Consider the following 21032-nt stretch of genomic DNA (forward strand, 5'->3'; position numbering starts at 1 on the left):
TAGTATTTAGTATCTTTTTTTATGAAATAAGCTATACTATTTCTTTTTAAGGGGAGATTGAAGAAGAAAGTATATAAAGGGAAGCTTCCATCGTCGGGAGTCTTACTGCCCGCGAATAGTGGGATAAACAAAAACAAACTCCCGTAAATACTTACAGGAGTTTGCCAAAATTATAGAGCCCTTATTATAGAGCTCTTCTTCTTCTTCGAATTTTACGAAGCTCCAGCTTCTTCAAACTCAACTTCTTCTAACTCGCCTAAACGGTGATACTCAGTTAAAACCGCATCTTGAATTTTAGAACGAGTATTAGAATTAATTGGATGAGCAATATCACGGAACTCTCCATCTGGAGTACGTTTACTTGGCATTGCTACAAATAACCCATTATTGCCATCAATTACACGAATATCATGAACAACAAACTCATGGTCTAGTGTAATAGAAGCAATCGCTCTCATGCGGCCTTCTGTGTTTACGCGGCGTAATCTTACGTCAGTCACTTCCATCTTGTGTTCACCACCCTTTTTCTAAATAAGCGATATATTTCTATAAATTCCACAAATTTTCTATTTTTCCTTCAATTTTTTAAAAATTTTTAAGATAAAAATTTTTATTTTAATTGAATATAAAAATAAACGGACGTTGTCGCTTACAAATTCTTACTTCACAAGGGCAATGACTTCAATTTCAACCGATACATCTTTCGGTAATTTTGCTACTTGTACACAAGAACGTGCTGGTTTATGTACAGAAAAATATGTACTATATACTTCATTTACCGCATCAAAATCATTCATATCTTTTAAAAATACAGTTGTTTTTACAACTGTTTCAAACGATGCTCCAGCTTCTGTTAATACTGCCTGTAAATTTCGAAACACTTGCTCTGTTTGTTCCTTTACATCTCCAGTCAAAAGTTCACCAGCTACTGTTAAAGGAATTTGTCCAGAACTGTAAAACATATTATTTACAATCATACCTTGTGAATATGGGCCGATCGCCTGTGGTGCTTCATTTGTTTGAACTACTTTCATCGTTTTTCACCCTTTAATATTTTTTATCCCACTTTCGTAAACTACTCCCCATAGGGAAACTGCAGTTTTAGCAGGCGGTAAGCCCCCCAAAATTGGGAGCCTACCGTCTACTAAAACCCATCGATTGCAATCGATCAAGAATCCCCAAAATAAAAAAATTAGGTGAGAGCTTATTCTCAATAAGAATGAACTATCCTTATTGAGAATAGTTTCACTTTATAAAAAAAGATAAAGCAGTTGCTTTATCTTTTCTCTACTCTAGCGAACAACATCTTCGTTAAATCAATCTATTGAGAAGGTTGTTTCTTCCGCTACTCGCAACCCGATTGGTAAGAACTTTTCATCAGTGAGGGCTAAAACCCTCTACTGATAAAGTGAAACTTCCATCAGTGGGGTTCTTACTGCCCATTAATGCGGGATAAAAGTTTCACTTTACCTCACTCAGTTTCTCCAATCATGTCAGCAAACGGACTTAAAGAGTAATTTCCTTTTTCCACTTGAATCGTCTTTTCTTTCACATCTACTTCAGACAAACGAATTAACGAAACAAAGTCATCAACAAGTCTTTCCTCAATATCATTTGATTCCACTAAAACACCAATACCTACTACATTTGCATTAAATTCCTCAAGCATGCTCATCATACCTTGCACAGTTCCGCCGGCTTTCATAAAATCATCGATGATTAATACATTTGCGCCTTCTGGAAGGCTGCGCTTTGCTAATGTCATCGTTTGAATACGCTTAGAAGAACCTGATACATAATTAATACTTACTGTTGGGCCTTCTGTTACTTTATTATCTTTTCTAGCAATCACAACCGGAACATCTAAGTAATTGGCTACTGCATATGCCAAGGGAATCCCTTTCGTTGCAACTGTCATAACAGCATCAATTGGCTGTCTCGCAAATACAGAAGCAAAGAGTCGCCCTGCGCCATTAATATAGCGTGGGTTACTTAAAAGATCCGTCATATATAAATAACCGCCTGGAAGAATACGATCAGGATTCTCAAATAATTTGCAAAGCTCATTAATAATTTGCGTTGCTTCCTCCTGGCTTATATATGGGATATATTTCACTCCTCCTGCTGCACCTGGTACCGTTTGTAATGTGCCGACTCCTTGTTGTTCAAACGTTTGTTTAATAATGACTAAATCTTCACTAATAGAAGATTTAGCAGATTGATACCGTTCAGCAAAAAAAGTGAGAGAAACTAACTGACGAGGATTCTGAAGCAAATAATAAGTCATATCGACCAACCTTGTACTTCGTCTGATTTTCACGCTCTCACCTCAAATTACGAATATTTTAAACAAATCATAACTTATTATACGTCTTTATTCAAGACTTTCTCGCTCTCCTAATAAACGTACTGCATATACTTGATCACAAAATCCTTTTAATCCGTTATAAATACGGTGCATGCGTGAATCATGACGAACTAGACCAAAAACTGTTGGCCCACTACCACTCATTAAAACTGCATCTGCACCAAAACGTTTCATCTGTGCTTTAATATGTGCAACTTCAGGATGCATTGAAAATGTTACATCTTCTAATACATTACCAACTGTATGACAAATTCCTTCGTAGTCACCATTTTGAATCACTTCCACCATACGATCTACATTTGGGTGTGTTACACGATCTAATCGTAAATTTCCATATACATCCGCTGTTGATACACCAATATGTGGTTTTGCTAAAATAACCCAGAAAGAAGGCGGTGTCTTAATATGTTCAATTTTCTCTCCACGACCTGTTGCAATGGCAGTCCCACCATATACACAAAATGATACATCTGATCCAATTTCGGCACCTAATTCTGCAAGTTCATCAATTGTAAGTCCAAGATTCCATAATTTATTCAAACCTCGTAATGCTGCAGCCGCATCGCTGCTTCCACCTGCTAGTCCCGCTGCAACTGGAATCGTTTTTTCAATTGCAATGGATACTCCTCTTTTTACTTGAAAGCGTTCCTTTAACAGCTTTGCCGCTTGATAAGCTAAATTTCTTTGGTCGTCTGGGACATAGCGATTATGAGATACGATTTCAATCCGGTCTTCAGATAAATCTGTTAGTTCTAACCGATCTGCTAAATCAATTGTTGTCATAATCATTTTAACTTCATGATAACCGTCCGGCCTTTTTCCTAGTACATCTAACGACAAATTAATTTTTGCTGGTGCTTTAACTAGTAGCTTCAATCTATTCACCTACTCTATGTACTCAATCTTTTATCGTTTATTTTACCATAAATTTATAGTAGAACGATGACACTTCCCTAATTATAACGAAAAGCATCAAGAATGAAACTACTTATACCACTTTTTCGCGTGCAAAAAGCCGAGGAGCATCTCCTCGGCCACCGTAGCATAGAAGTATCTTACCGTTACTGGTTTTGTTTCATTAATTGCTGCTCTGCAATTTCAATTGCACGCTTGACCATGTTACCAGCATCTTTCGCACGAATTCCGCCCCATCCTTCTTTTTGCACAACATCATAAAATCCAAGTTCTTTCGCAAGCTCTTCTTTAAATTGATTTGACATGACTCCTCTTCGTCTACTCAATGCAAGCCCCCTTTATAGCTACGGTACATTTAGTATGTGACACTGCCACTTTCTTCAATTCCGGAAAATATATGTAATCAAACAAAGACCATTTTTAAACAGACTGTTCCCCTAACATGACTTCATTATCTTGCGCATCATAAAACGTAAGCTCAACTGTTTCTGTTAATACGTCTGCATAACTGTAAGAAACACGCTGAAATGTATCTTCTTGTTGGTCAAGTTGAACTACAAAAACAGAACGGTATGTTTCTGCTAACACACCAGATCGTTCTATCGTTTTTCTTCGTCCACTATTTGCTTTTAGCATAAGCCTCTGACCAAGATGATGGTCCAGTGCACTTTTGATTTCGTCTAAACGTTTCGACATATCGTGCTACACCTCGCTGTAATTGGGATGGAAAGTATAAAAATATAAATCATATATGTATAGTCTGTACGTTCTTATACTTTTTTATCCAAATTTCCAAAAGCAAGCATATGAAAAGCAAGGCAAATGCTTACCTTGCTCACTCGTCATAATATTGAAAAGGCAATCCCGTTCGCAAAATCCCTTTCGTTTCAATTCCGCCAAGCCCCTTCTCACCAGTTACTGTATTGCGTATGACATCCCATACATTGACCCGTTCCATAAAAGAAGTAAAGCTCACTTTTGCTACAACATATACCGGATCTAACGCATGAATATTAATACGAGACGGCGAACTTGCAAAATTGGCTCCGGCTCGAATAAGGGCTTCAAAATGCGATTGACACGCCCCAGCAAAAATAACAGGATGATCTAATGAGGGGTACTTCTTTCGTACTGTACGTACAGCCTGTACAAAGTGCTTAGAATGACGATAAGCTGCTAAATCTCCCATTTCCCCTTTTGACTTTGTATAGGCATCATGCCCAGTAATCACTAAGATATCAGGACGAACATGTTCAATTAAATCTAGAACCTTCTCGTGCATCTCTGTTTCTTTACAATGAATACCCTGTACTGGCACACCGATTTTCGTATATAAATCTAAACATTTTCTTAAATATAAAGGATCGCCGTCAAGGTGAAGCACTTTTCCTGGCATTTGAAAATAATTCACTTCATTTGTATAACCACCTGTTGATTGATATTCATTACGTTGCCTCATTAATACGTAATCCTGTTGGAATAAACGATATGTCTTTTCCATTGTTTCTCGTTCCTGCTTTACCCTTTTCGTATAATCCCGTTGATCAACAAGAACTAAATCTTCTATTGGTGCATCTGCTACGAGCCGAAATTCTTCCCCAAACAAAATTGCTATCGTATCTTTTATTTCTGTTACTCGAAAAAGAAGATCGCGCTGATAAGACTTTCTCTCCACTAAATCTCCAACGTGTACAGCCATTCTTCTACCTCCAAACTCGTAGGGACATATAACTCACTACGTTCTTTTGTAGCCTATGAACTTATAGAAAAAAGGGTGACAAAAAAGGCAGCTCAGAACGAGCTACCTTTTACATTTTATATGAAAATAAAGCGTTACTTAGCTTTGCAAACTCTTCAATTGATAATGTTTCGCCTCTTCGTTTCGGATCAATTTCAACTTCTGCTAATATACGCTCAAGTAATATTTTATCCTTTGGAAAACCATTTAAGTTATTAGATAAGTTATTCATTAATGTTTTACGTCGCTGCGCAAAGCTAGCTCTCACCACTTCAAAAAAGAATGCTTCATCCTTTACCTCTACAAGTGGCTTTGGACGTCTTAATAAACGAATAACTGCTGAATCTACATTTGGCTGTGGTACAAATACTGTACGCGGAACCGTCATCACTGTTTCAGGTTCTGTATAATATTGAATGGCAATTGATAATGAACCATAATCTTTTGTTCCTGGACGAGCTGCTAAACGATCAGCTACTTCTTTTTGCATCATGACCACAAAACCACGCACTGGTAATTGTTCTTCTAATAACTTAAATAAAATTGGCGTTGTTACATAGTATGGCAAGTTTGCTACTACCATTACATCTTGGCCCTCTTCAAAACGCTCTTGAAATACTTCATTTACATCAGCTTTTAAGATGTCCTTATTGATTACCGTTACGTTATTATAAGGCGCTAATGTCTCTTCCAAAATAGGTAAAAGACGTTGATCAATTTCAAACGCTACAACTTTCTTAGCGCGTTTTGCCAATTGCTCTGTTAACGCTCCAATACCAGGCCCAATCTCAATTGCCCCACTCTCAGATCCAATTTCTGCGTAATCCACAATACGATTTAACACATTTGTATCAATTAAAAAGTTTTGCCCTAAACTCTTTTTAAATGAAAATCCATACTTTTCAACAATATCTTTCGTACGATTTGGTGTTGCGATATCTTTCATTTCTTTTCCTCCTGTAATACTTGCTCATACGCTTTTGCAAAATCCTGCTTTGAAATCTGGAACATTTGCAAACGTTTATGTAACTGTTTTGCATTTGTATAACCGATCTTTAATAGCTTACCCATTCGTTCTCTGCGACTTTTTGCTTTTTCTCCGCCAACGAGTCCGGCTTCTACTAAGTCAATCCAATCAATTTCGCTCGTGTATGCTTCCATCTCCCCGTGTAAATTTTCTAAAGCACGTCGAATAGATTCATTAGAAGCATGCTCAATTCCCACACCCTTCTTTCGCTTCGCTAATGCTTCTTCTTTCGGTAAGAAGGCGTGTTTACACCCTGGTACTTTCTCAGAAATAATTTTACGAATACGCTCTCCTGGGTAATCGGGATCTGTAAAAATAATCACACCTCGTGTTTGCTGCGCCAATTTCACCTGTTCAATAACATGATCTCCAATCGCTGAACCGTTCGTTTCAATTGTATCTGCATCTACTGCACGCTTAACGGCAACCGTATCATCCTTACCTTCTACAACAATTATTTCTTTAATCTTCATAACTTCCTCCACACTCATTTCACATCTCTAATTAGTAAAACAAAAAAACGCCTACTTTTCCATTATTATTTTCCTATTAATACAATTTAAAAAGCAGAGGAGAAAAAATTCCTCTGCTTACAATATTATTGTAACACTTTAATTTTCACCTGTTTTCTTCCCCAAGAGGATGCTTCTGATTCCGTTGGCATAAGAACATCGATACGATTTCCTTTAATCGCTCCGCCCGTATCACCAGCAACTGCATAATCCGTATCCTTCTACCCATACCCTTGTTCCGAGCGGAATAACGCTTGGATCTACTGCAATTAATTTCATATTGGGATTTGCCATATAATTATAGCCTCCTGCACTTACACCTTCGCAGCCCCCACAGTACGGAGAATATGCTGTTGCTTGTACATAAAATTCTTTGACAGCTACACCTTCTTCACCATCTGAAGTATGCTCTTCTTCTTTTTTGGTACCAACAGCTACAATACGATTTTTCACTTCTTGCACCACTTCTTCTTTCTGCAAGTTTCTTGAGGCTTCATTTCCGTCCTCTTTTACAACTTCAAATATTTTCTTCTTTTTTCCTTCTATTCCTTCTTGAATCACTTTTTCAGTTCCCGTTAAGAGTGAAGAATCTTCTTGTCTTACTTCCGTAAAGGGAATTGGTTCTTCCACTGCATCGCTGACTTTTTCTACTCGAGTTACCTTGACCTTCATATTTCGTTGCATCACTTCCTGCAAAGCGGGTTCCACTTTATCTATTTCACTTAGTGACACTTGTCGTTCTTTCAAAAAGTCAGCGACAGTAGTCGAAGTTGACCATACTTGCTGCTCTTGACCGCTAACAGTTAACGTAACCGGGAATGCTTTTTGAATCATGACTTTTTTCGTATCCTCTAAATCTGTATGCAAACTAGGATATATTTTATCATGTTCATTAATTTCAATATGTTCTTCTACTAACAAATCTTTTACTGTCTTTGCTGTTGATTGTACTTGTTTCTCTTTCCCATCGACCATAATCATAAATGGCCTTGCTTTTTCTACATTTACCTTCATTTCACCCTTAATTTTTGTAGAAAGTGCTGGATATATATAATCTTTTTCTGTTACTTGAATCCCTTCGTCTTGTAAAAATTCGCTTACAGTATTTGCATGCGTATAAATTTCTTGTTTCTTTCCATCTACTTCAATAACTATTTTATCCGTTGTCCCTGCATAAGCTACGGTCCCAACAGACCCTGAAATGATTAATGCACTCGTAAATTTTACTGCTAATTTTTTGCTCGCTTCTAACCTGGATAATAAATTCCTTGCATTTACAATCACAATAAAGTGCCCCCTTTGTCCCTGTCTAGATCAGAATTACTGAATCTCATTCTCCTACTATTTCAAGTAGTATTACTCATCTGAAGACAAACATAGGTGAAGGAAGAAAAAGTGAGAGGAGGGATTCCTCCTCTACTTCTCATTATTGAATGCCGAATAGTCTTTTTGCATTTTCTGTTGTTTTTACCGCTACTTCTTCATAAGATAACCCTTTTAATTTTGCAATTTCCTCCGCAACAAGCTTTACGTAGCTCGGTTCATTTCGTTTTCCACGAAACGGATGAGGAGTTAAATACGGACAATCTGTTTCGATTAAAAGTTGTTCCATTGGAATTTCCATTGCAACTTCTTTTGGTTTCTTTGCATTTTTAAAAGTTACTGGCCCACCTAATGAAATAAGGAAATTCATATCAATACACTGTTTTGCGACTTCAACACTACCGCTAAAACAATGCATAATTCCTCCTACTTCAGATGCGTTTTCTTCTTTTAAAATATCTACGATGTCTTGCGTTGCGTCGCGATTATGTATGATGATTGGTAATTTCACCTTTCTCGCTAGTCTAATCTGTTTACGAAATACTTCCTTTTGCACATCTTCCGGAGATTTGTCCCAGTGATAATCTAAGCCCATTTCACCAAGTGCAACAACTTTTGGATGATTTGCTAACTCTTCTAACCATTTTAGGTGCTCTTCTGTCATATCAATTGCATCAACAGGATGCCAACCAACAGCTGCATAAATAAAGTCATATGTTTCTGCTAATTCGATTGCCTTTTTGATTGTCACTTCATCAAAACCAACTACAACTGTATAAGAAACACCAGCTTCTTTCATTCTTGCAATTACTTCCTGTAAATCCTCTTCAAATTGCTCTGCATTTAAATGTGAATGTGTATCAAACAACATAACAATAACTCCTTTTATTTGAAATAAATTCTATCATAGGTAAAAATTACTTTCCTAACAACGTAATAACAACCATATTACAATTTTGATACAAAAAAGGAAATTTTAGAAAGATTTTCGACAAGAAAAAAGATGCTTCACGAATGTTACACGTGAAACATCTCTCATTTTGTCGTTATTACTTAATTTTTGTACCATTTGGTAAAGTTTGATCGACTGTTGCTAACGATAATTTTCCGTTTTCTTCGCCCGCCAAAATCATACCTTGTGATAATTCACCACGTAGTTTTACCGGTTTTAAGTTTGTAACACAAATAACCTTTTTCCCTTTTAATTCTTCTGGAGAATAAAATTTAGCAATTCCAGATACAACTTGTCGTTTTTCTGTGCCTAAATCAAGTTGTATCTTTAACAGCTTGTCTGCTTTTTTCACAGGTTCTGCATCTAACACTTCTGCTACACGTAGATCTACTTTAAAGAAATCGTCAATTGTAATTTCTTCTGCCTTTGGCTCCGCTTCTTTCTTCTCTTCTACTTTTGGAGCAGCGCCTTTCATTTGTTCTTTAATATACTCTACTTCTACTTCTACTTCTAAACGCGGGAATACAGGCTGCCCTTTCACAACTTTTGTGCCAGTTGGAATGCAACCAATTGTAGAAAGGCTGTTCCAAGTTTTATATTCTTCATCTGTAATCCCAATTTGTTCAAAGATTTTTCCTGGTGTTTCTGTTAAAAATGGCATTAACATAATCGCTGTTTGTCGAAGCGCTTCTGCAAGATGCGCCATAACAGAAGCAAGTTTCTCACGATCACTTTCATCTTTTGCTAATACCCAAGGTTGTGTTTCATCTATATATTTATTTGTACGGCTAACAAATTGCCAAATTGTGCTTAGTGCCACCGAAAACTCCATGTTTTCCATTGAAGCTTCTACTTTTTGCAGTGTATCTTTTGCAAATGTTACTAAAGTTTCATCAAATTCTGTTACATTTGCTTTGTAGGCTGGAATTTCTCCGCCAAAATATTTATCAATCATTGCTACTGTACGATTTAATAAATTTCCTAAATCATTCGCAAGATCGAAGTTAATACGCTCAACAAATCCCTCTGGTGTAAATACACCATCTGATCCAAATGGTACTTCACGAAGTAGGTAGTAACGAAGTGCATCTAAACCGTAACGATTAATTAATGTGACAGGATCTACTACATTTCCTTTTGATTTACTCATTTTTCCGTCTTTCATTAAAATCCAACCATGTGCAAATACTTTTTTCGGAAGTGGTAAATCAAGAGCCATTAAAATAATTGGCCAATAAATTGTATGGAAACGAACAATTTCTTTTCCTACTAAATGAACATCTGCTGGCCAATATTTTTTATACTTTTCTTCATTCGCTGTTCCGTAACCTAATGCCGTAATATAGTTAGATAATGCATCTACCCACACATAAATAACATGCTTCGGATTACCCGGTACACGAACACCCCAGTCAAAAGAAGTACGAGAAACAGCTAAATCTTCTAATCCTGGTTTAATAAAATTATTAATCATTTCATTTTTGCGTGATTCTGGTTGAATGAAGTGTGGATTATCTTCATAGAACTTTAATAGTCGATCTACATATTTCCCCATTCTAAAGAAATATGATTCTTCACGAACAAGTTCTACTGGATGACCACTATCTGGGCTCTTTCCACCAATTACTTTTCCATTTTCCATCACTGGGTCAACAAGTTGATGCTCTGTATAGAATGTTTCATCTTGTACAGAATACCAACCTTCATATTCATCAAGATAAATATCACCTTGATCAACAAGTTGCTTAAAGATTTTTTCTACAACTTCTTTATGACGATCTTCTGTTGTACGGATAAAATCATCATAAGAAATATCCATTTTTCCCCACAATTCTTTAATTCCTGCTACAATGTTATCAACATACGCTTGTGGTGTAACATTTAATTCTTCTGCTTTCTTTTGAATCTTTTGTCCATGTTCATCAGTGCCTGTTAAATAGTAGACATCATATCCTTGCATACGTTTATAGCGTGCCATCGCATCTCCCGCTACCGTCGTATAAGCATGTCCGATGTGAAGCTTTCCACTTGGATAATAAATCGGAGTTGTAATGTAAAAGGTCTTATTTTCCTCTGTCATTGTTTTGAACCTCCCAAATGACCTCATATGTATTTATAAACAGTATATCAAAAACTTAGGTATAAAGACGAGTGAATGCTCTATATCTTTATCATCTATTACTCATATTAAGAAAAAATATACACTTTAACACTTCAGAATTATCAATAAAATCAAGATAATAAAATAAATCTCTCTATACATCTATTATTTTTTAGTATATATAATAAGTAGATGCGAAAATCTACAAAACTTTTATAAATTTTACAATTAAAGAATTGACGGAAATGTCAATGATTGGTATCATATGTGCATAGGGTATTTTGTCGAAAAATGACGAATTCAAATAGATGTACAAACTTGCAAAATATGAGGAGGAGAAACAAATATGAAATCTACTGGTATCGTTCGTAAAGTTGATGAATTAGGCCGCGTTGTAATTCCAATTGAATTACGCCGCACACTAGGTATTGCAGAAAAGGATGCTCTTGAAATCTACGTTGATGACGAGAAAATTATCTTAAAAAAATATAAGCCAAACATGACTTGCCAAGTAACTGGTGAAGTTTCTGATAGTAACCTTTCATTAGCTGAAGGGAAAATCATTTTAAGCCCAGAAGGCGCAGAGCAAATCTTAAAAGAATTACAACAATTCATCGCAGCAGCAAAATAAAGCTTCTCTATTAGAGAAGCTTTTATTTTTTTAAACATGGTATGCTTGATATACATCTCGTTTTGACATATTTCGATCTTTTGCAACTATTTTAATTGCTTCTTTAGAAGAAAGACCTTTCTCCTCTATGTAGTATTCAACATGTCCCTCAACAGTTAACGTTTCCCACCACACTTCTTCATCTACCGCTTCTTCCGTAGAACCTTCTACTAGAATACAAAATTCTCCGCGTACTTCATTTTCCTTTGCCCAATGAATGACTTCCTCTAAGGAACCACGAATAAATTCTTCAAATTTCTTCGTAAGCTCACGACACAATGCAACATTTCTATTCCCTAACACATCTTTCATAGAAATTAATGTTTCTCCTAATCGATGTGGCGCTTCGTAAAACATCATTGTATTTGGAATATAACGCAACTTCTCCAATTCTGCTTTACGCTCTTTTTTATGTCTCTGTAAAAATCCATAGAAATAAAAGTGCTTTGTCTCTAATCCAGATGCAATTAATGCTGTAAGCGCAGCATTTGGACCAGGAAGGGGCACAACTGAATACTGCTGCGCTACTGCCTGTACAACGATGTCATAACCAGGATCCGAGATACACGGCATACCTGCGTCACTAACAAGTGCTACCGTTTTTCCTTGTTCTAACATATCTAAAATTTTTCGACCGCTCACTTCTTTATTATGTTCATGATAACTCATTACTGGTGTTTCAATTTCAAAATAATTACATAGTTTTTTCGTTTGCCTTGTATCTTCTGCTGCAATAAAGTCTGCTTCTTTTAATATACGAATCGCTCGAAATGTCATATCTTCTAAATTTCCAATTGGAGTTGGAACTAAATATAATGTTCCTCTCTCATTCATTTGAAAGCTTTTTTGCTGCCACATAATAGTCTCCTTTTTGTATATACTCATCTTTTTGTTTCCGTTTTAACTGCTTAAAACGATATTCTGCCTGCATTGCAGTCCTTTTTCTTCATAAGTTTCAAAGTATTTTAACCTAACAGGACGCCTTGCTCTTGTATAGCGTGCTCCTTTTCCGCTATTATGAGCTTCAATTCGCCTCTCTAAATGGTTTGTATATCCCGCATAGTAGCTCCCATCAGCACATTCAACAACATAAAAATAATGCTTATTCTGCTCCATATAAAATCGCGTTCATTTCTTTCGTATATTCGTTATTATCTTCATATACAAAAAGAGGCGGCAAAATTTTCAAATCAGCATTCCCATCTTTAATACCTTCAATTAATAACGTATTGGCTTCTTTACCTACTTTTGGATATACAAATTGGAGGCGTTTTGGTTCAATTTTATATTTTCTCATAAGCGTTACAATATCAAGTAAACGACCAGGACGATGTACAAAAGCCACTTTTCCCCTTGCTTAACAAGTTGGCTGCTAACACGTACAACGTCTTCTAGCGTACACATAATTTCGTGACGAGCAATCGCTAAATGCTCATTAAAATTTTGTTCAGAAGGTTTTGGTGTTTGAAAGTATGGTGGATTGCATGTAACAACATCAAACTGATGTCGCCCTATTTGCTCTGGCATATGCTTTAAATCACCATGAATAAGCTGTATTCTCTCTTCTAAATCATTATATTGAACACTTCTAACACCCATGTTGTAAATACGCTCTTGTATTTCAACTCCCGTAATCTTCCCTTTTGTACGGCAACTTAATAAAAGAGGAATCACTGCATTTCCTGTGCACAAATCTAATATATTCCCTTTCTGAATTGGCACCCACGCAAAATTTGCTAATAATACTGCATCTAATGAAAAATTAAATACTGACGGACTTTGAATAATTTTCATATCTTTTGATAGTAAATAATCTAAACGTTCATCTCCATACAATTGCATATATTTCTTTCCTTCCTCATCATTCAAGCTTATTTTAACAGACGTTAAGACAATCTATGCTATGTTCATAACAGTCTAATCTGTTTTACTTATATTTTGGTTATATGTACAAAAAATTACCTTTCCAATTTATTGGAAAGGTAATTTTATTTTTTATTTAAGAACGATAAACAGAATAAACAATCCCCTTCTTTACGTACACTTCCATAATGCAAATTACAAATATGAAACCCCTCTTGATACAGGCGTGCCAAATTATCATATCCTTCACCGATATCTATTTTAGGCTTTATCTCTTTTCGTTTATTCGACTTTTGTTTCTGCTTATTCTGAACTTCTTCAAAACGATTTCGCAAATTTTCATTTTCCATTTTAATATGTTGGTTTTCTTCAAGTAGCTCTGCGAGATGCTGCTTTAACTCTCCCAACTGTTTATAGAGATATCCAATTTGCTCTTCCATACTGGAAACCGCTGCAAAAATATCTTTTTTCTCCACAAGCACCCACCTCATTAATCTGTGGTTTGACTCGAAACGACCCCTTTATTTATTAATTCATCTAACGTATATTCTACTATCCGTTCCTTGTCTACTAATTCCACTTGAATTAATCTTTCTAAAATATTTAACCCGATTACACGACCAAGACCATGCGGTGTTTGTATTTTTTCATCTAAATCTGGAAGCTGCTCTTTTGCTGCTTCATATTCATCATTTTCATACTTTAAACAACACATCAGTCGACCACATAACCCAGAGATTTTCGCAGGATTTAATGATAAATTTTGATCTTTTGCCATTTTAATGGATACAGGTTCAAAATCCCCTAAAAAAGTAGAACAGCACAACATTCGGCCGCATGGACCAATACCGCCAAGCATTTTTGCTTCATCACGAACACCAATCTGTCTTAACTCGATTCTTGTCCGAAAAATAGCGGCTAAGTCTTTTACAAGCTCACGAAAATCAATACGACCATCCGCTGTAAAATAAAAAATAACCTTATTGCGATCAAATGTATACTCCACGTCAACAAGTTTCATATCAAGATCATGCTCGATTACTTTTTGCTGACAAACTTGATACGCTTCTTTTGCTGCACGTTTATTTTCATCAACAATTGTACGATCATTTTCATCTGCGATACGAATGACTTTCTTTAATGGGAGTACAACATCATTTTCATCGACTTGTTTCTTCGTGATGACAACTTTCCCATATTCGATTCCCCGTACTGTTTCCACGATCGCAAATTCATTTTCTGAGATATCAAATTGATTTGGGTCAAAGTAATACACTTTTCCGGCCTTCTTAAAACGAACACCTACTACATCATACAAACGGTCATCCCTCCTGCAACCGCAACACTAACTGTTCGAACACAAGCTGCGCATTTACATTAGCGTTGATTCTATTTTTTGCTTCTAATATATTGAAAAGAGCCGATACAATGCGCTTTTGAGAATAGGAAAAAGATTGGAATAACCCTTTTTGGTCTTGAAAAACGAGACGATCTTCTTCTCCCAATTGAACATATAATAAATCCTTATAAATAAGGAGCAACATATCTAATCCTAACTGTAATTGTTCTTTCTCTCCAAAATGCTTCATCCACTTCTCCTGTACAAAAAAAGAGACGTGGTATCTTTCTCTAGGGCTTCACATAATTTTATCACTAAAGTTCGTGCTTGTGCAAACCATTCATCACCACAAAACGATAACGCCTCATCAAAACTATTTGTAAGTTCAGCCGCAAGATTCCCTAAAGAAAAACTTACTTCTTCCCTTTGTAACCGATTTACCAGAGCATCCTTTGGAAGAGAGCGAAATGTAACAATTTGACATCGTGATAAAATGGTACTTAAAATTTGATGACTTTGCTCCGTTAATAAAATAGCTGTTGTATCACCGCTCGGTTCTTCTAAAAATTTAAGCAATGTATTCGCAGCGTTTGTCGTCATCTTATCTGCATGCTCAATAATATATATTTTTTTAGTTGCTTCTAGACCGGTTTTAGAAAACTCTTCTTGTAATTCGTGAATTTGCTGTTTCTTAATTGATAGCCCATCTGGTGTAACCGTATATACGTTTGGGTGATTACCCGAATGAATACGTCGGCAATTCGTACATGTATGACAAGGTTCTACTCCATTTCGCTGCAAACAAAGAAAGCTTTTCGCCATTTGCATAGCTGTTTCAAGCTTCCCTGTTCCTTTTGGCCCTTCTAACAAATAAGCGTGGGATATACGCTCTTTTGTAATACTATTCATTAACATTTTTACAACAATGGGTTGTATAAGAGACAGTTGTTCCCACGTCTTCGTCATGTTTCATACCTCACTTTTTATACTTTCTTCTATTATAACAACTTTTGCTCAATAAGCTGAGTAACTTCTTTTATAACAATGTCTATTGGTTGATCTGCATTTACAACAACAATGCGATCTGCAAATCGATCTACTAATTGTAAATATCCTTCACGAACCCGCTTATGAAATTCCATGCTTTCTAAATCTAAGCGATTCACTTCCCTATTACCATCTTTTCTAATGCGCGCTAGTCCAATCTCGGGCTCAATATCTAAATAAATAGTAATATCAGGCATACAATCTTCTGTCGCAAAACGATTAATTTCAAATACCTTATCAACACCAAGACCCCTTGCATATCCTTGATAAGCAAGAGAGCTATCAATAAAACGATCGCATATTACAATATAATTATCTTCTAAGGCTGGCATGACTTTTTCTACTAGGTGTTGTCTCCGTGCTGCAGCATATAGCAACGCCTCTGTACGTGCTTCCATCATTGTATGCTCTTTTTTATGTAAAATTGTACGAATTTCTTCTGAAATCTTAATACCACCTGGTTCTCGTGTTGCCACTACTTTTTGTTCCTTCTTCTCAAAGTATGGCAATAATTTTGTGATTAGTGTAGATTTTCCTGATCCTTCTGGTCCTTCAATTGTAACAAACAAGCCCTTCATCTATAAAAACCTCTTTCTCTATATATCATATACAGTAATATTCTTTGTATTTCCTTGAAAACGTGCACCAGTCTCTTCTAAATAAGAAATTTGATTTATATGCTCTAACGTAATTTCTTCTCCATACATAAGCAAAGGAATCCCTGGTGGATACGGTATAATCATCTCGGCCGCAATCATACCTAACGCCTCCTGTAAAGGTACAACTTTTTTCTTATACTTCTCCAACTCCTTATATGTAAATGATAAAGGAGATAAATTTTCTTTATCAGGATAATAAATACACGGCCTAGTATCTTCTACATCATATGAGCATAGTGCACCTTGTAGCCTATCAATTACTTTTATATAATCCTCATTTACTTGGAGTGGTAAGATAAGTAAAACATTATAGGGATCTGCCATTTCAACATACATACCGATCTCTTCAAATACACGTTGTAATTCATATCCAGAGAGCTTACAGCGTGTTTGCACTGTTACTTTTAATGCATCTTGTATTGGATACTCTAAAACAGCAAATTGTGGAATACGATTTAATGCTGTACGAATTTGCTGAGTAAATGTAGCAATCTCCTTACAACCTTCTTCTTTTATCTTCGCTAATGCAAAACGGGCTATATCTAATGAAGCCATTATTGGATAAGACGGACTACTAGATTGCAATATATTTAAATAAGAAGAAACCTTTTCTTCATCAACGAGAGTGCTATTTACATGTAAGTATGATCCCATTGTCATTGCTGGTAATGTTTTATGCGCTGAATGAACAACGATATCAGCTCCGTATGCAAGTGCCGATTTTGGAAAAGGCTCTCCAACACAAAAATGCGCTCCATGTGCCTCATCTACCAAAACAGGAATATGATGTGCATGTGCTAATGCAACACTCTTTTCTAAATCTACACCCATACCATAATAATTGGGATGCGTTAAAATAAGAGCTTTCGCTTGTGAATATTGTTGAATTGCAGCTTCAATCACTTCATAAGGAACACCCACCGGTACACCATATTTTTCATCAATCCATGGCTCTAGAAAGACAGGACGTGCCCCAGCTAATTTAAGACCATTCATAATGGATTTATGAGCATTTCTTTGTACAAGAACCGTATCATGTTCATTACAGCATGCTAACAGCATGGCTAAATTCCCAACGGTTGAACCATTAATTAAAAAATAACTTTTTTGTACTTCATATAACTCTGCTAATAATTGTTGTGCTTCTTCTATACATTCAAATGGACTATGAAGATCATCAAGTCCAGTAAGCTCTGTTACGTCAATAGAAAGTATATCATGAAAATACTCCTGTGCTTCATCTGGAAAATTCGTTCCACTTTTATGACCTGGAACATGAAAGGATACTGGCTTCTTACTTACAAAGGTCTTTAATGCTTCATATAAGGGCATTTTTCTTTGATCCATACTCACTCTTCCTTATTATTCAGTCTCTCTACATTATACCGAGATTTGTACAAAAAAAATAATAGGCAAATATGCCTATTTTCTAACGCGATACTTGTATCTTTCGCAATTGCTGTAAATAAAACATATACTTCGGATTATTTGTACTTGTTTCTATCATTTCTCGCTCACATGATTCACATATAAAACTCGTATACAAATGAATTCCACTATCCTTCTTATGTTCACACACAATACAAATCTCTTCTTTTGTTGTAACGTACCCCATATATTCGCTTATTTATCGTAGTCTATCTAACCATCATTATATAAAACTAGACAAACGATAATTAAGCCTTCCTCCCCTCTATACGAAATGAAACAATACATTTATAAGCGTTAACACTTTTAAAAAATATATACGTCCCTTTACACTTTTAGTGTATGAATCATTTCTAGGCAAAGTGTCTGTCTGAGAAATAGTTGAATCAACCTGCCCTTATAGACGATACCCCATCTATTTCTTAAGAGTGAATCCTACTACTCGAGAATAGCGGGGTAAAAATAAAAAGACGAGTCCAATGACTCGTCTTTCGTTTGCCTGGCAACGTCCTACTCTCACAGGGACAAAGTCCCAACTACCATCGGCGCTAGAGAGCTTAACTTCCGTGTTCGGTATGGGAACGGGTGTGACCTCTCTGCCATCATTACCAGACTTATGAAGGTATATTCCTTCAAAACTAGATAACATTTGCTTCATATTATATGGTTAAGTCCTCGATCTATTAGTATTCGTCAGCTCCACATGTCACCATGCTTCCACCTCGAACCTATCAACCTGATCATCTTTCAGGGATCTTACTAGCTTAACGCTATGGGAAATCTCATCTTGAGGGGGCTTCATGCTTAGATGCTTTCAGCACTTATCCCTTCCGCACATAGCTACCCAGCTATGCCCTTGGCAGAACAACTGGTACACCAGCGGTGCGTCCATCCCGGTCCTCTCGTACTAAGGACAGCTCCTCTCAAATTTCCTACGCCCACGACGGATAGGGACCGAACTGTCTCACGACGTTCTGAACCCAGCTCGCGTACCGCTTTAATGGGCGAACAGCCCAACCCTTGGGACCGACTACAGCCCCAGGATGCGATGAGCCGACATCGAGGTGCCAAACCTCCCCGTCGATGTGGACTCTTGGGGGAGATAAGCCTGTTATCCCCGGGGTAGCTTTTATCCGTTGAGCGATGGCCCTTCCATGCGGAACCACCGGATCACTAAGCCCGACTTTCGTCCCTGCTCGACTTGTAGGTCTCGCAGTCAAGCTCCCTTATGCCTTTGCACTCTACGAATGATTTCCAACCATTCTGAGGGAACCTTTGGGCGCCTCCGTTACTTTTTAGGAGGCGACCGCCCCAGTCAAACTGCCCACCTGACACTGTCTCCCGGGTCGATAAGACCCGTAGGTTAGAATTTCAATACAGCCAGGGCGGTATCCCACCAGCGCCTCCACCGAAGCTAGCGCTCCGGCTTCAAAGGCTCCCGCCTATCCTGTACAAGCTGTACCAAAATTCAATATCAGGCTACAGTAAAGCTCCACGGGGTCTTTCCGTCCTGTCGCGGGTAACCTGCATCTTCACAGGTACTATAATTTCACCGAGTCTCTGGTTGAGACAGTGCCCAAATCGTTACACCTTTCGTGCGGGTCGGAACTTACCCGACAAGGAATTTCGCTACCTTAGGACCGTTATAGTTACGGCCGCCGTTTACTGGGGCTTCAGTTCAGAGCTTCGCTTGCGCTAACCCCTCTCCTTAACCTTCCAGCACCGGGCAGGTGTCAGCCCCTATACTTCGCCTTACGGCTTCGCAGAGACCTGTGTTTTTGCTAAACAGTCGCTTGGGCCTATTCACTGCGGCTTTCCGTTAAGAAAGCACCCCTTCTCCCGAAGTTACGGGGTCATTTTGCCGAGTTCCTTAACCAGAGTTCTCTCGCACACCTTAGGATTCTCTCCTCGCCTACCTGTGTCGGTTTGCGGTACAGGCACCTTTTATCTCGCTAGAAGCTTTTCTTGGCAGCGGGGAATCAAAGACTTCGCTCCATAAGGAGCTTCCCCATCACAGCTCAGCCTTCGCGGTAAGCGGATTTGCCTACTTACCAGCCTAACTGCTTGGACGTGCACAACCAATCGCACGCTTCTTCTATCCTTCTGCGTCCCTCCATTGCTCAAACGATAAAGAGGTGGTACAGGAATATCAACCTGTTGTCCATCGCCTACGCCTGTCGGCCTCGGCTTAGGTCCTGACTAACCCTGAGCGGACGAGCCTTCCTCAGGAAACCTTAGGCATTCGGTGGACGGGATTCTCACCCGTCTTTCGCTACTCATACCGGCATTCTCACTTCTAAGCGCTCCACCAGTCCTTACGATCTGACTTCACAGCACTTAGAACGCTCCCCTACCACTGATACCATAGGTATCAATCCGCAGCTTCGGTGGTGTATTTAGCCCCGGTACATTTTCGGCGCAGAGTCACTCGACTAGTGAGCTATTACGCACTCTTTAAATGGTGGCTGCTTCTAAGCCAACATCCTAGTTGTCTAAGCAACTCCACATCCTTTTCCACTTAATACACACTTTGGGACCTTAGCTGGCGGTCTGGGCTGTTTCCCTTTTGACTACGGATCTTATCACTCGCAGTCTGACTCCCAAGGATAAGTCATTGGCATTCGGAGTTTGACTGAATTCGGTAATCCGATGAGGACCCCTAGTTCAATCAGTGCTCTACCTCCAAGACTCTCACACTTGAGGCTAGCCCTAAAGCTATTTCGGGGAGAACCAGCTATCTCCAGGTTCGATTGGAATTTCTCCGCTACCCACACCTCATCCCCGCACTTTTCAACGTGCGTGGGTTCGGGCCTCCATTCAGTGTTACCTGAACTTCACCCTGGACATGGGTAGATCACCTGGTTTCGGGTCTACGACCACGTACTAAACGCCCTATTCAGACTCGCTTTCGCTACGGCTCCGCCTCTTCAGCTTAACCTCGCACGGGATCGTAACTCGCCGGTTCATTCTACAAAAGGCACGCCATCACCCGTTAACGGGCTCTGACTATTTGTAGGCACACGGTTTCAGGATCTCTTTCACTCCCCTTCCGGGGTGCTTTTCACCTTTCCCTCACGGTACTGGTTCACT

The 21032-nt window shown here is 37.9% G+C and carries 20 protein-coding genes, 2 rRNA genes and 3 pseudogenes (1 of these 25 only partly in view); 1 reads left to right on the top strand and 24 read right to left on the bottom strand.

Going from position 1 to position 21032, the window contains the following annotated elements:
• Nucleotides 1-212: 212 nt before the first annotated feature.
• The 13 genes from spoVG to metG all read right to left on the bottom strand — a co-directional run bounded on the left by spoVG (nucleotide 213) and on the right by metG (nucleotide 10915).
• A complete protein-coding gene (spoVG, locus tag ACEWFJ_RS01190; protein WP_000454042.1) occupies nucleotides 213-506 on the bottom strand; it encodes a septation regulator SpoVG in 294 nt (97 codons plus the stop codon).
• Between the two features lie 153 nt (nucleotides 507-659).
• Nucleotides 660-1034 (bottom strand): RidA family protein, encoded by a 375-nt coding sequence (locus ACEWFJ_RS01195; protein WP_098304990.1) that lies wholly within the window; start codon nucleotides 1032-1034, stop codon nucleotides 660-662.
• A 437-nt stretch (nucleotides 1035-1471) separates the two neighbouring features.
• Nucleotides 1472-2320, bottom strand: coding sequence for a pur operon repressor (gene purR, locus ACEWFJ_RS01200; protein WP_473690088.1), 849 nt, complete (start codon nucleotides 2318-2320; stop codon nucleotides 1472-1474).
• Between the two features lie 54 nt (nucleotides 2321-2374).
• The gene (ispE, locus tag ACEWFJ_RS01205) at nucleotides 2375-3244 is read right to left on the bottom strand and encodes a 4-(cytidine 5'-diphospho)-2-C-methyl-D-erythritol kinase (RefSeq protein WP_141524939.1); all 870 of its coding nucleotides are present in this window, start codon (nucleotides 3242-3244) and stop codon (nucleotides 2375-2377) included.
• A 185-nt stretch (nucleotides 3245-3429) separates the two neighbouring features.
• Nucleotides 3430-3609, bottom strand: a complete 180-nt coding sequence (sspF, locus tag ACEWFJ_RS01210; RefSeq protein WP_001985066.1) for an acid-soluble spore protein SspF — start codon at nucleotides 3607-3609, stop codon at nucleotides 3430-3432.
• A 94-nt stretch (nucleotides 3610-3703) separates the two neighbouring features.
• Nucleotides 3704-3979, bottom strand: a complete 276-nt coding sequence (gene veg, locus ACEWFJ_RS01215) for a biofilm formation stimulator Veg (protein ID WP_098304996.1) — start codon at nucleotides 3977-3979, stop codon at nucleotides 3704-3706.
• A 139-nt stretch (nucleotides 3980-4118) separates the two neighbouring features.
• Nucleotides 4119-4982: a sporulation peptidase YabG gene (gene yabG, locus ACEWFJ_RS01220; protein WP_098304998.1), complete on the bottom strand. Its 864-nt coding sequence runs from the start codon at nucleotides 4980-4982 to the stop codon at nucleotides 4119-4121.
• A gap of 109 nt (nucleotides 4983-5091) precedes the next feature.
• Entirely contained in the window at nucleotides 5092-5967 is an 876-nt protein-coding gene (rsmA, locus tag ACEWFJ_RS01225) for a 16S rRNA (adenine(1518)-N(6)/adenine(1519)-N(6))-dimethyltransferase RsmA (protein ID WP_253628333.1), read from the bottom strand.
• On the bottom strand, nucleotides 5964-6521 hold the full coding sequence (rnmV, locus tag ACEWFJ_RS01230; RefSeq protein WP_098305002.1) for a ribonuclease M5: 558 nt from the start codon (nucleotides 6519-6521) through the stop codon (nucleotides 5964-5966). The genes rsmA and rnmV overlap by 4 nt, the downstream gene beginning before the upstream one ends.
• A gap of 125 nt (nucleotides 6522-6646) precedes the next feature.
• Nucleotides 6647-6712, bottom strand: coding sequence for a hypothetical protein (locus ACEWFJ_RS01235; protein ID WP_473692304.1), 66 nt, complete (start codon nucleotides 6710-6712; stop codon nucleotides 6647-6649).
• A gap of 40 nt (nucleotides 6713-6752) precedes the next feature.
• Entirely contained in the window at nucleotides 6753-7844 is a 1092-nt protein-coding gene (locus ACEWFJ_RS01240; protein WP_473690090.1) for a ubiquitin-like domain-containing protein, read from the bottom strand.
• A 142-nt stretch (nucleotides 7845-7986) separates the two neighbouring features.
• Nucleotides 7987-8754 (bottom strand): TatD family hydrolase, encoded by a 768-nt coding sequence (locus ACEWFJ_RS01245; RefSeq protein WP_429711151.1) that lies wholly within the window; start codon nucleotides 8752-8754, stop codon nucleotides 7987-7989.
• 178 nt (nucleotides 8755-8932) lie between these two features.
• Complete coding sequence (metG, locus tag ACEWFJ_RS01250) at nucleotides 8933-10915, bottom strand: methionine--tRNA ligase (protein WP_473690091.1); 1983 nt, start codon at nucleotides 10913-10915, stop codon at nucleotides 8933-8935.
• A 367-nt stretch (nucleotides 10916-11282) separates the two neighbouring features.
• Here metG and ACEWFJ_RS01255 point away from each other — a divergent pair, with 367 nt between their 5' ends.
• Nucleotides 11283-11567, top strand: coding sequence for an AbrB/MazE/SpoVT family DNA-binding domain-containing protein (locus ACEWFJ_RS01255; protein WP_098305010.1), 285 nt, complete (start codon nucleotides 11283-11285; stop codon nucleotides 11565-11567).
• A 30-nt stretch (nucleotides 11568-11597) separates the two neighbouring features.
• Here the strand turns inward: ACEWFJ_RS01255 and rsmI are convergent, their stop codons facing one another.
• The 11 genes and pseudogenes from rsmI to ACEWFJ_RS01310 all read right to left on the bottom strand — a co-directional run.
• A complete protein-coding gene (gene rsmI, locus ACEWFJ_RS01260) occupies nucleotides 11598-12464 on the bottom strand; it encodes a 16S rRNA (cytidine(1402)-2'-O)-methyltransferase (RefSeq protein ID WP_473690092.1) in 867 nt (288 codons plus the stop codon).
• Nucleotides 12433-12722, bottom strand: a pseudogene (locus tag ACEWFJ_RS01265) (GIY-YIG nuclease family protein). Before ACEWFJ_RS01265 ends, rsmI begins: the two are co-directional and overlap by 32 nt.
• Nucleotides 12709-13448: pseudogene (locus ACEWFJ_RS01270) on the bottom strand (tRNA1(Val) (adenine(37)-N6)-methyltransferase). Before ACEWFJ_RS01270 ends, ACEWFJ_RS01265 begins: the two co-directional pseudogenes overlap by 14 nt.
• Nucleotides 13449-13594: 146 nt before the next feature.
• A complete protein-coding gene (gene yabA / locus ACEWFJ_RS01275) occupies nucleotides 13595-13945 on the bottom strand; it encodes a DNA replication initiation control protein YabA (RefSeq protein ID WP_473690093.1) in 351 nt (116 codons plus the stop codon).
• Between the two features lie 14 nt (nucleotides 13946-13959).
• Nucleotides 13960-14787: a PSP1 domain-containing protein gene (locus ACEWFJ_RS01280; protein ID WP_473690094.1), complete on the bottom strand. Its 828-nt coding sequence runs from the start codon at nucleotides 14785-14787 to the stop codon at nucleotides 13960-13962.
• A gap of 4 nt (nucleotides 14788-14791) precedes the next feature.
• Nucleotides 14792-15774: pseudogene (gene holB, locus ACEWFJ_RS01285) on the bottom strand (DNA polymerase III subunit delta').
• Nucleotides 15775-15806: 32 nt separating this feature from the next.
• Nucleotides 15807-16433, bottom strand: coding sequence for a dTMP kinase (gene tmk / locus ACEWFJ_RS01290; RefSeq protein WP_429718959.1), 627 nt, complete (start codon nucleotides 16431-16433; stop codon nucleotides 15807-15809).
• Nucleotides 16434-16451: 18 nt separating this feature from the next.
• On the bottom strand, nucleotides 16452-17861 hold the full coding sequence (locus ACEWFJ_RS01295) for an aminotransferase class I/II-fold pyridoxal phosphate-dependent enzyme (protein WP_473690095.1): 1410 nt from the start codon (nucleotides 17859-17861) through the stop codon (nucleotides 16452-16454).
• An 82-nt stretch (nucleotides 17862-17943) separates the two neighbouring features.
• Nucleotides 17944-18129, bottom strand: a complete 186-nt coding sequence (locus ACEWFJ_RS01300) for a sigma factor G inhibitor Gin (RefSeq protein ID WP_098305028.1) — start codon at nucleotides 18127-18129, stop codon at nucleotides 17944-17946.
• Between the two features lie 310 nt (nucleotides 18130-18439).
• Nucleotides 18440-18555, bottom strand: a 5S ribosomal RNA gene (rrf, locus tag ACEWFJ_RS01305).
• A gap of 50 nt (nucleotides 18556-18605) precedes the next feature.
• Nucleotides 18606-21032, bottom strand: a 23S ribosomal RNA gene (locus ACEWFJ_RS01310); it runs 495 nt beyond the window's last position.

The organism is Bacillus sp. EA-CB0995 (assembly GCF_055814245.1).